This is a genomic window from Demequina lignilytica (genome assembly GCF_030418375.1).
Lineage (GTDB): Bacteria > Actinomycetota > Actinomycetes > Actinomycetales > Demequinaceae > Demequina > Demequina lignilytica.
The window spans coordinates 68,226-79,107 of sequence record NZ_JAUHPZ010000009.1 but is presented as its reverse complement, the minus strand read 5'-3'; the positions used below and the strand labels follow the sequence as shown (position 1 = coordinate 79,107).

The 10,882-nt window shown below is 72.5% G+C and carries 11 protein-coding genes; all 11 read right to left on the bottom strand.

The features are described 5' to 3' along the window. Positions 1 to 418: 418 nt before the first annotated feature. Positions 419 to 1,240 (bottom strand): pyruvate formate-lyase-activating protein, encoded by an 822-nt coding sequence (pflA, locus tag QQX13_RS11665; RefSeq protein WP_301121334.1) that lies wholly within the window; start codon positions 1,238 to 1,240, stop codon positions 419 to 421. 162 nt (positions 1,241 to 1,402) lie between these two features. Next, entirely contained in the window at positions 1,403 to 3,682 is a 2,280-nt protein-coding gene (pflB, locus tag QQX13_RS11660; RefSeq protein ID WP_301121453.1) for a formate C-acetyltransferase, read from the bottom strand. Between the two features lie 150 nt (positions 3,683 to 3,832). After that, positions 3,833 to 4,264: a pilus assembly protein TadG-related protein gene (locus QQX13_RS11655; RefSeq protein ID WP_301121336.1), complete on the bottom strand. Its 432-nt coding sequence runs from the start codon at positions 4,262 to 4,264 to the stop codon at positions 3,833 to 3,835. Next, positions 4,261 to 4,722: a pilus assembly protein gene (locus QQX13_RS11650; RefSeq protein WP_301121338.1), complete on the bottom strand. Its 462-nt coding sequence runs from the start codon at positions 4,720 to 4,722 to the stop codon at positions 4,261 to 4,263. The genes QQX13_RS11655 and QQX13_RS11650 overlap by 4 nt, the downstream gene beginning before the upstream one ends. Continuing rightward, on the bottom strand, positions 4,712 to 5,083 hold the full coding sequence (locus QQX13_RS11645) for a TadE/TadG family type IV pilus assembly protein (RefSeq protein WP_301121340.1): 372 nt from the start codon (positions 5,081 to 5,083) through the stop codon (positions 4,712 to 4,714). Before QQX13_RS11645 ends, QQX13_RS11650 begins: the two co-directional genes overlap by 11 nt. Then, positions 5,076 to 5,237 carry a hypothetical protein gene (locus QQX13_RS11640; RefSeq protein WP_301121342.1) on the bottom strand — a complete coding sequence of 54 codons (162 nt, stop codon included), beginning with the start codon at positions 5,235 to 5,237 and terminating at the stop codon, positions 5,076 to 5,078. Before QQX13_RS11640 ends, QQX13_RS11645 begins: the two co-directional genes overlap by 8 nt. A gap of 45 nt (positions 5,238 to 5,282) precedes the next feature. After that, the gene (locus QQX13_RS11635; RefSeq protein ID WP_301121344.1) at positions 5,283 to 6,173 is read right to left on the bottom strand and encodes a type II secretion system F family protein; all 891 of its coding nucleotides are present in this window, start codon (positions 6,171 to 6,173) and stop codon (positions 5,283 to 5,285) included. Continuing rightward, complete coding sequence (locus tag QQX13_RS11630; RefSeq protein ID WP_367281277.1) at positions 6,170 to 7,066, bottom strand: type II secretion system F family protein; 897 nt, start codon at positions 7,064 to 7,066, stop codon at positions 6,170 to 6,172. Before QQX13_RS11630 ends, QQX13_RS11635 begins: the two co-directional genes overlap by 4 nt. Continuing rightward, positions 7,029 to 8,267, bottom strand: coding sequence for a TadA family conjugal transfer-associated ATPase (locus QQX13_RS11625; protein WP_301121346.1), 1,239 nt, complete (start codon positions 8,265 to 8,267; stop codon positions 7,029 to 7,031). Before QQX13_RS11625 ends, QQX13_RS11630 begins: the two co-directional genes overlap by 38 nt. Positions 8,268 to 8,329: 62 nt before the next feature. Next, positions 8,330 to 9,697, bottom strand: coding sequence for an aldehyde dehydrogenase family protein (locus QQX13_RS11620; RefSeq protein ID WP_301121348.1), 1,368 nt, complete (start codon positions 9,695 to 9,697; stop codon positions 8,330 to 8,332). 136 nt (positions 9,698 to 9,833) lie between these two features. After that, positions 9,834 to 10,829: a sodium:calcium antiporter gene (locus QQX13_RS11615; protein WP_301121350.1), complete on the bottom strand. Its 996-nt coding sequence runs from the start codon at positions 10,827 to 10,829 to the stop codon at positions 9,834 to 9,836. Positions 10,830 to 10,882: the final 53 nt, after the last annotated feature.

Below are 10,882 nucleotides of genomic sequence, written 5' to 3'. Positions count from 1 at the left end.
GGGGGGGGGGGGGGGGGGGGGGGGGGGGGGGGGGGGGGGGGGGGGGGGGGGGGGGGGGGGGGGGCGGGGGGGGGGCGGGGGGGGGGGGGGGGGGGGGGGGGGGGGGGGGGGGGGGGGGGGGGGGGGGGGGGCGGGGCCCCCCGGCCCTCGCCCCACCCCGCACCCACACCCGCGCCCCCGCCCCTCGCCCCGGTTCCCGCGTGGTGAAGCGAATCGTGTCGTTGAGCACATGCCCGACGCACCGAAGAAGCGAATCGTGTCGCCGAGAGCCCGCGGCTTGCTCCCGTGACGAGAGTCGCGCCGGCCTGCGGTTCGCCTCGCTGCGCCGGCACGATTCGCTTCACCGGAGCCCTGCGCCCGCGCGAGCCGACAGGAATCTCTTCACAGGGCTCGACTGCGCGTCACTTCGGGCCCCGGCTCACATCACGTTGATGCCGCGCTTCGCGAACTGCCGCTTCACCCGCTCGATGAGCTCCTTGTCCGGCGGAGCGGTCTCCCCGAGCAGGTACGGCTCGCCGGTCGCGGCCCACTTGTCGCGCCCGAGCTGGTGGAACGGCAGCACCTCGAGCCGCTCGACGCCGTCCAGCGTGGCGACGAAGTCGGCGATCGCGTCGACGTTCTCCACCGCGTCCGTCAGCCCCGGCACCAGCACGAACCGGATCCACATGGTCTTGCCCAGGTCCGACAGCCGGCGAGCGAAGTCCAGCGTGGGCTGGAGCGGCCTGCCGGTCACGCGCTTGTAGGTCTCGGGGATGCCCGACTTGATGTCGAGCAGCACCAGGTCGACGTAGTTGAGGTCGTCGTCGCTCAGGCGCGCGCCCAGCAGCCCCGCCGTGTCCAGCGCGGTATGGATGTTGAGGTCCTTGCAGCGGCGGAAGATGTTCATCACGAACTTCGCCTGCAGCAGCGGCTCACCACCCGAGATGGTCAGCCCTCCCCCGGTGACCTTCATGATCGTGGCGTAGCGCGTGACGCGCTCCATCACCTCGTCGACCGAGTGGCGCACGCCGTCGCGCATGTGCCACGTGTCGGGGTTCTGGCAGAACTGGCAGCGCATGCCGCAGCCCGACAGGAACAGCGTCATCCGCGTGCCGGGTCCGTCGGCGCCCGTGACCAGATCCCACGAGTGCACGGAGCCGGTGGTGAAGTCGCGGATGCGCTCGCTGGCGGCGACCTCCTCGTCCGCGATCTCCATCGGCGGGGTCGGCAGCAGCTCGACGGGTACGGCGTTCTCGGTCATGGGGGACCTCCTGGGGCAAGTCTAGGAAGGACGATGCGGTGTCGGGACGCCCGGGCGTCCCGCGCATCGTCCCGCGAGAGGGCCGAGGCGCTCCTCGACGGAATGACGAGGCGCCCCGCCCCACCAGGGGGCGAGGCGCCTCGACGTCGAACGATGCGGACCTCAGAGGCCGGCGTGGAACGTCCGCGACAGCACGTCCATCTGCTGCTCCTTGGTGAGGCGGACGAAGTTCACCGCGTAGCCCGACACCCGGATGGTCAGCTGCGGGTAGTTCTCCGGGTGCTCCATGGCGTCCTCGAGGACTTCGCGGTTGAGGACGTTGATGTTCACGTGGAAGCCCTGCGACACGTTGTACGCGTCGAGGATGCCCACCAGGTTCTTCACCTGGTCCTCGCGGTTGCGGCCCAGGCCCGAGGGGACGATGGACGTGGTCAGCGAGATGCCGTCCTGCGCCTCGTCGTAGGGCAGCTTGGCGACCGAGAGGGCCGAGGCCATCACGCCGTGCACATCGCGGCCGTTCATCGGGTTGGCACCCGGGGCGAAGGGCTCGCCCTTGCGGCGGCCGTCCGGGGTGTTGCCCGTGTGCTTGCCGTAGACGACGTTCGAGGTGATGGTCAGCACCGACTGGGTGTGCACCGCGTTGCGGTAGGTCGGCTGGTTGCGGACCTTCGCCATGAAGCGGCCCACGAGGTCCACGGCGATGTCGTCGACGCGGTCGTCGTCGTTGCCGTAGCAGGGGAAGTCGCCCTCGACGGTGTAGTCCACCACCAGGCCGGTCTCGTCGCGCACCGGGGTCACCTTGGCGTACTTGATGGCCGACAGCGAGTCCGCCGCGACCGAGAGGCCGGCGATGCCGCAGGCCAGGGTGCGGAGGATGGTGCGGTCGTGCAGCGCCATCTCGATGCGCTCGTAGGCGTACTTGTCGTGCATGTAGTGGATGCAGTTGAGCGCGTCGACGTAGGTCTCGGCGAGCCAGTCGAGCAGCTTGTCGTAGGCCTCCATGACCTCGTCGAAGTCCAGGACCTCGCTGGTGATCGGGGCGGACACCGGGGCCACCTGCTTGCCCGAGATCTCGTCGCGGCCGCCGTTGATCGCGTACAGCATCGACTTGGCGAGGTTGACGCGGGCACCGAAGAACTGCATCTGCTTGCCGACCTCCATGGCGGAGACGCAGCAGGCGATCGCGGAGTCGTCACCGCAGACGGGGCGGATCAGCTCGTCCGACTCGTACTGGATGGCGGAGGTGTCGATCGAGACCTTCGCGCAGAAGTCCTTGAAGCCCTGCGGCAGCTTGTCCGACCAGAACACCGTCAGGTTCGGCTCGGGGGCCGGGCCGAGGTTGTACAGCGTCTGGAGGTAGCGGAACGAGGTGCGGGTCACCAGCGGGCGACCGTCCTGGCCGATGCCGCCGATGGTCTCGGTGACCCAGGTCGGGTCGCCGGAGAACAGGGCGTCGTACTCGGGGGTGCGGAGGAAGCGGACGATGCGCAGCTTGATGACGAAGTCGTCGATGATCTCCTGCGCGGTCTCCTCGGTGAGGGTGCCCTCGGCGAGGTCGCGCTCCATGAAGACGTCGATGAAGGTCGAGGTGCGGCCCAGCGACATCGCGGCGCCGTTCTGCTCCTTGACCGCGGCGAGGTAGCCGAAGTACAGCCACTGGACGGCCTCGCGGGCGGTCGCGGCGGGCTTGGAGATGTCGTAGCCGTACTTGGCGGCCATCTCCTTGAGCTCCTTGAGCGCCTTGATCTGCTCGGAGTTCTCCTCGCGGTCGCGGATGATGTCCTCGGTCGAGCGCTCCATGTCGAGCTCCATGCGCTCGAGCTTCTTGCCCTCGATCAGGGCGTCCACGCCGTACAGCGCGACGCGGCGGTAGTCACCGATGATGCGGCCGCGGCCGTAGGCGTCGGGCAGGCCGGTGACGATGTGGGAGGAGCGGGCCGCGCGGACGTTCGGCGGGTACGCGTCGAAGACGCCGTCGTTGTGGGTCTTGCGGTACTTGGAGAAGATCTCCTCGAGCTCGGGCTTGACCGGGTAGCCGTAGGTCTCGAGCTCCTTGACCACCATGCGCCAGCCGCCGAACGGCATGATCGCGCGCTTCAGCGGGGCGTCGGTCTGGAGGCCGACGATGATCTCGTTGTCCTGGTCGATGTAGCCGGCGTCGTGCGCGGTGATGAGCGCGGGGGTCTCCCAGTCGACGTCGTAGACGCCCTTCTCGCGCTCCTCGGGGAACATCGCGGAGAGCTTGTCCCAGATGCCGGTGGTCCGCTCGGTGGCGCCGGCGAGGAAGCTGTCGTCACCCTCGTACGGGGTGTAGTTCGCCTGGATGAAGTCGCGGACGTTGACCGCGTCGCACCAGTCGCCGGTGGTGAATCCACGCCAGGCGTGTGCGCGGGGGTCGCTCGCGTCGTCCTGGATGGTGTTCTGAACGGCCTCGGTAGTCATCTGGATGATCTCCCTCTCCATGTGGGCCCTTGTGAGGCTTCTCTCGGCAGCTCCGGGGCGGCCGCCTCATGAAAGTCACGTTACGACCGCGGGGTCCCCGATGCTCAGGACAAAGGGCCTGTCCACTAATTAGGTTGGGTAAAGGTTTCGTCAGATCGTGGTAGAACGTGCGCGCGCCGTCGCGCTCAGGTCGACCCGTCCCGGAAGCCACGCTACGCCGAACAGCAGCGGCGCGCGCAGGGAGACCACCACCTCGACGGTGACGCCGTCGGGCGACGATGCGCGCACCAGGGACACGCCGTCGAGGCCCTGACGGGCGGACGATGCGGCGAGCTGGGCGCGCGCCTCCTCCTCCAGCCGCCCCGGGGACAGCCGGGCGTCGCCCTCGGCGTAGTAGGCGCCCAGGTCGAGGGCGTCCGCCGCGGCCAGGGCGGCCTCGTCGGCCGCATGGGTCAGCCGGGCGCGCTGCAGCTGGATCTGGGTCGAGGCGGCGACGGTGAGCACCACGCCCAGCACGATCACGAGGATGCCGATGGTGATGACGGAGACGGAGCCGCGGTCCTCGGCACGGAGCCGGTTCATGGCACGAACCCGTCGACGGGGCTGGACGCGACGGCGCTCACCGTCAACGACAGCGGCATCCGCGCCGTCAGCGCCTCTGGGACGCCGGGCAGCGCGACCTCGATCTCGACGCCGACGTCGAGTGTCGTGCCCGGCGCGAGGCACCCCGACGCGCAGTCGAGGTCCAGCCGGGCCGCGTCCGGATCAAGTCCGAAGTCCTCGAGGGTCATGGCGAGCGCGGCGACCGCGGCAGAGCCGGCCGCGGCGCGGGACGCGCTGCGGTCCGCGCCGGCGCCGGCCGCGTCCAGACCCGCCACCACCGCCGCGCGGGCCGCCGAGTACGCGCCCGACTCCACCGCATAGGTGGCGGACTGCAGCCGTGCGAGCGCCGCGATCAGGTAGAGCACGGGCACGAGCACCAGCAGCGTGAGCGCGATCAGCTCGAGCGTCGCGGCGCCGGTATCGCGGTCAGGGCGCACCGAGCGCCGCCTCATCGAGCGCGCGGGCGGTCGCGGCGACGGTGCCGGCGCGCCAGATCCCGAGCACCGGCGCTCGACCCTCGACCGTCACGCGCACCGCCTCGAGCCCGCCCGCGTCGGCGGCCTCGATCCGCACCTCTGCCGCCACGCCGACCGAGTCCCGCGCGCACGACTGGGCACGCGAGCGGGCGTCCTCCACCGCATCGTCCCGCGCCGCGATCCGCGCGGCCTCGGCCGCGCACGCGGTAAGCGTGTTGCGCGTGTGCACGGCGACGGCGACCTGGATCAGCCCGAGACCGACCGCGACCACCAGCAGGATCGCGAACAGGTGCTCGACCAGCACGCCGCCCCGGTCATCCACCGCTGACGGACTCGAGCGCGGAGGTGAACATGTCACCGAGCGCCGGGCCCGCGAGCGCCCACAGCCCGGCCACGAGCCCTGCCGTCATCAGCGTGATCAGCACCCACCCGGGCACGTCTCCACGGTCGTCGAGCTGCCGCCTCCACTTGTCCATGCGTCCCCCCTTGTCGGAACCGTCGCGGCCGGTCGGCCGCCACGCCTAGCCCCCCAGCCTGATCGCCGCCAGGCCCGGGTACATCGCGAAGACCACCGTCACCGGCAGGATCACGAACACCACCGGGACGAGCATCGCGATCTCCCTCTTCCCGCCGTCCTCCATCAGCTGTTGCCGCGACCGCTCGCGCACCTGCGCGGCCTGCCCGTGGAGCACGTCCGCGAGCGGTGTGCCGCGCTCCATCGCGGTCACGATCGCCGCGACCAGGACGGCCACCGAGGCGTCCCCGGTCCGCGTCGCGACCTGATCGAGGGCCGACTCGACCGAGGCGCCGGTGCGCGTGGAGGCGACGGCGACCCTGAGCTCGTCGCCCAGCACTCCGCCCACGTTCGCGGCGATCCTTTCCAGCGCGGCTGTGACTCCCGCCCCGGCGACCACGGCGAGGGCGAGCAGCTCCGCGATCACCGGCAGCTCCGCACGGATGCGCGCGCTGCGGCGCCGCGCCTGCCACGCGAGGGCGGCGTCCGGAAGCGCGGCTCCTGCGGCGCCGAGGCTCAGCGCGATGACGACGCCCACCACCGCCGACCGGCCACTGCCGAGCGCGAGCGCCCCGATCACGAGCCCGAGGCCCAGTCCCGCCGCGCCATGCGCGAGCTGCCGGGCGCGGTGCTCGTCGGGGGTCCTGGCGACACCTGCGCGCTGGAGCCTCGACTCGACATCGCGGTCCGGCCCGGCGACGCGCGCGACCAGGTGCAGCGCATCGGCTCGCAGCACGCCGGCCAGCTGCGCCGCCCCGGTGGCGCCGCCGTGGCCGGCGCCGACCCGTCGCAGGCCGAGTCGGCGCTCCAGCGAGAAGCGGCGCGCCGCGACCCATGACCACACGAGCGCCAGACCGAGGCCCAGGGCGCCGACGATCCCCCATGCGCCCCCGGTCATCGCAGCACCCTCGGCTCCTGCGGCAGGCGTCCGACCCGCAGCATCAGGCGGTAGGCGACCGCGCACGCGACGGCGCCGCCCAGGAGGACGGTCGCGCCGCCTGCCGTGTCGAACGCGTCGACGGCCTCGGGGCGCGTCGCCAGGACGGCGAGCAGGATCCAGGGTGCGGCGACCGCCAAGCGGGCGGCGTTGACCGTCCAGCTCTGGCGGGCCTCGAGCTCGCCACGCGTGCGCGCCTCGTCCCGCAGGAACGCCGCGAGCGACCTCAGCACGCGGCCGACCTCGGTGCCGCCGAGCTCCCGCGCGAGCCGCATCGACTCGACGATCCGGTCGGCGACCGGATCCGACAGGCGTTCCTTGAGCGCGTCCAGCGACTCCGCGAAGCGGCCCGTCGCACGGTAGTCCTCGGCGAACGCCGCGAACGGGGCGCGCAGCTCCTCGGGGCCACGGTCGGCGATCCGTGCGAGCGCTTCCGGAAGCGCGAGCCCGGCCCGGACCCCGCTCGCGAGCGAGTCGATCGCCGCGGGCCAGGCGTCGCGCATGGCGGCCGACCGGCGGCGGGCGCGGGAGCGCACCCACGCGAACGGCACCCACGCGGCGCCGCACGCGAACACCAGCGACACCACCGGCGAGCCGCTCACCGCGAGCACGACGAGCGCGACCGCGAGGCCCGCGCCGACCGCGGACGCCAGCAGACCGCCCGCACCCACGCCGGCCAGCCCCGCGGCGGCGAGCGTGTCGTCGAGGTTCTCGAGCACCGCCCACCTCCCCCGACGGCGACGGGGCACGCCCCACCACGACCACCAGACCAGCAACGCTCCGATCCCCAGCACGAGCCCCAGCACCACCTCCATGTCAGGCCGCCAGCAGCTCGCCGAGGCGGTGCCCGGCATGCGCGAACCGATCGGGGTGAGGCGGGAAGCCCGAGGCGCGGACGAGCGCACCCTCGCGCCGCACGAAGATGTCCGCGGTCTCGATCACGCCTCCCTCCGCCCTGCCCGGGACACCGAGGATCTCGCTCACCTGCCGCGCACCGTCGGCGGCGAGCTCCACGTGGACCACGAGGTCCACCGCGGAGGCGACCGCGGGCACCACGAACCTGTCCGACACGTTGTCGCCCGCCAGCAGCGGCAGGGTGCACAGCTTCGCGAGCGCATCGCGCGCGGAGTTGGCGTGGATGGTGCACATGCCAGGGACGCCGCTGTTCAGCGCGATCAGCAGGTCCAGCGCCTCGGCCTCGCGGACCTCGCCGACGATCAGGCGGCTAGGCCGCATGCGCAACGCCTCCTTGACGAGGCGGCGCAGGGTGATCTCGCCGGTGCCCTCGAGCGACGGCTGGCGGCATTGCAGGGCGACCCAGTCGCGGACCCCGACGGCGAGCTCGAACACCTCCTCGCAGGTCACCACCCGCTCGCGACGCGGGATCGCACCGGCCATCGCGCCGAGCGTGGTCGTCTTGCCGGCCTGCGTGCCTCCCGACACCAGCACCGTGAGCCCCGACTCCACCGCGGCCTCGAGGAACGAGGCGGCGCCGGCGGTGACCGTCCCGAGTGCGACCAGGTCCCGCACGTGCGAGGCGCGGGCCACGTACTTGCGGATGTTGACCGCCCAGTGACGGCGTGTGACGTCCGGGATCGCGACGTGGAGGCGCTCCCCGCCCGGCAGCGCGGCGTCCACGAACGGGCTGCTCATGTCGAGGCGCCGGCCCGCGAGCGCGAGCATGCGCTCGACCAGGGCGCGGACCGTCTCGTCATCGAGCAGGATGCTGGTGAGCTCGCTGCGGCCGCCACGGGCGACGAAGACCTCGCGAGGAGAGTTCAGCCAGATCTCCTCGACCTCCGGGTCGTCGAGCAGCGGCTGCAACGGGCCGAGCCCGGTGATCGAGTCCAGGACGGTGCGCTCGGTCCGCACGCGATCGCCGACGGGATCGGCGCCGGACGCGAGCGCACGCTCGTCCCACTCCTCGATCGCGCGCGCCACCAGCGGCCTGACCGCCGCCGCGTCGCGCAGCGGATCGACGCCCGCGGCACGCACCCGGGCGCGCACGGTCGACTCGATCTCAGAGACGGCGTCTCCCCCCATGAAAAGGGACATTACTGAGGAATGGGACATCCCGGTACCCCCTGTTGAGGGGGCACGGAGGCGTGCCGGGACCGCTACGCGTCGGCGTGGATGAACTTCAGGTTCACGAACACGTCCGCCGCGCGCAGACCCTCGGCGTGACCCATGCCGCTGGCCTTGACCCCGCCGAAGGGGAGCTCGGGCCTGAGGTCGAGGCCCCGGTTGATGCGCACCATGCCCGCGTCGATCGCGTCCGCCACGCGATCCGCCTGGGCGGGATCGGTGGTGAAGACGAACGCCCCGAGCCCGTAGGCGGTGTCGTTGGCGACCGCGATCGCCTCCGCCTCGTCGGCGACCCGATGCACCGTCGCGACCGGCCCGAAGATCTCCTCGCCGTACACGGGATTCCCCGGCGCGACGTCGACCAGGACCCCCGGCGACAGCAGGGCCCCGTCGCGGTCACCGCCGGTCAGGAGCGTCGCCCCGTGAGCGACGGCGGCGCTCACCTGCCCCTCGACCCGTTCCGCCGCCTCGACCGAGCACAGCGACCCGATCTCGACGTCGTCGACCTCGGGATCGCCCACCCCCGCCGCGGCCATGCGCGCCACCAGGCGCTCCGCGAAGGCGTCGTGCAGCTCATCGATCACGATGAAACGCTTAGCCGAGCAGCACGCCTGCCCCTGGAGGATCATCCGGTTCCAGAACGCGGTCTCGACCACCGCGTCGAGATCGTCGGCCGACAGCACCACGAACGGATCCGATCCCCCGAGCTCGAGCGCCACCTTCGTGAGGTTCCGCCCCGCGACCTCGGCGACCGCGGCGCCGGCCCGCCGCGAGCCGGTCAGCGACACCCCCGCCACGCGCGGGTCGGCGATCGCGTGCGCCACCTGCGCGTTCGACGCCCGCAGCGTGACCACGGCCCCCGCGGGCACCCCCGCATCGTCCATCACGCGCTGGAGCGCCTCCGCCGACCCGGGGCAGTGCGGGTCGGGCTTCACGATCACCGTGTTGCCGATCGCCAGGTTGGGCGCGATGAAGCGCATGGAGAGGTGGACGGGCGCGTTCCACGGCACGATGCACAGCAGCGCCCCGGTCGGGGTGCGGCGCACGAATCCGACGCCGTCGCCGGACGTGTCCACCGGCATGTCCGCCGCCAGCTCGACGGCGTGATCGGCGAAGTACTCGGCGAGCCCCGCGCCGTAGTGGGCCTCGCCGGCGCCGTGGCCGGTCGGCTTGCCCGTCTCGCGCCGCTGGATCTCCCCGAACTGGTCGGCTCGCTCGCGCAGCAGTCCGGCGACCGCGCGGAGCGTCGTGGCGCGATCCTCGGGCGCCGCCGGGCGGGCCCACGCCCGGTAGGCATCGTCGGCGGCGGCGATCGCGGCGTCGACCTCGGCGTCGGTGGCCTGGTCGTAGTCCGCGTGGCGGTGACCCGTGTAGGGATCGGTGACGGCGTACCCGGACATGGCGCCTCCTCGCGCTGGATCGCGAAGGGAACCACGGGCCGGAGCGCGACAGGCGGCTCCCCCCGGGGTACTTCCGCCACGCCCCTCCAGCACGCTAGCACCGGCGACGGGACGATGCGGGGGGGCGGCCGAGCGCCTACGCCACCATCACGGCGACCACGGCGGTGCCGAGGTAGGCGGCGGGCAGCGCGATCCCCTCGAAGCCGATCCCCTTGCGGTCGCGCACGATCAGCCCGGCGGCGAGGATCGCGGTGATGAGGATGGTGCCGCCGAGCAGCACGAGGCTCGAGGCGCCGGCCGCCGCGTACACGGGCCCGTCCATGTAGAAGACGTCGGACACCGCGATCAGCAGCGTGTCGAAGACGTTGCCGCCGATGATGTTCGCGACCCCCAGCGTGAGGGCGCCGATCCGCACCGCCGCGATCAGCGTCACCAGCTCCGGCAGGGAGCTGATGATCGTGGTGAGGGTGAACCCGGTCACCGACGACGGCCAGCCGGTCGCCGCGACCACGCCGAGGCCCGCGCGGCCGATCACCCATCCGGTGACGCCGATGATCACGGCGAACAGAGCGAGGCGCGTCCAGAGCACCCGGACGGGGGTGTCGGAGGGCTCGTCCGGCTCGTCCTCAACGGTGTCGGAGGTCTGCTCCGGCTGCCACGTGGGCTGCTCGCGGATGCGCTTCACCAACCCGAGGCCGAGCACGTACAGGATCGGGATCATGATCGTCACGGGATGCACCCACCCGATCGCCAGGTCCGGCGTCGCGTAGGCGATCACGGGCAGCGACAGCAGCCCCACCAGGATCAGCGCCTGCAGCACGTTCTCGAGGCTCGCGGCGGCGTGCTCGAGGTTGGCGCGGCGGTAGATGAGGTCGGCGATCGCGAGCCACACGGACTGCACCGCCACGCCGCCGACCGGGTTCGCGAGCGCGAAGGCGGCGTCGCCCTGCAGCGCTCCGGTGGCGGCGGCGACGATCCCGGGCAGGCTGGTCACGCCGCCCAGGAACAGGGCACCCGCCAGGGCCTCCCCCATCCCGGTGCGGTCCGCGAGCTCGTCGGCGGTGCGGGCGAGCCGCACCCCGACTACGATCACGGCGCCCACCGCCAGGGCGAGCGCCACCACGCTGGGCACGAAGGGCCAGGCTCCTCCCACGCGCTCCCACCTCCCGCATCGTCCGGTCCCTG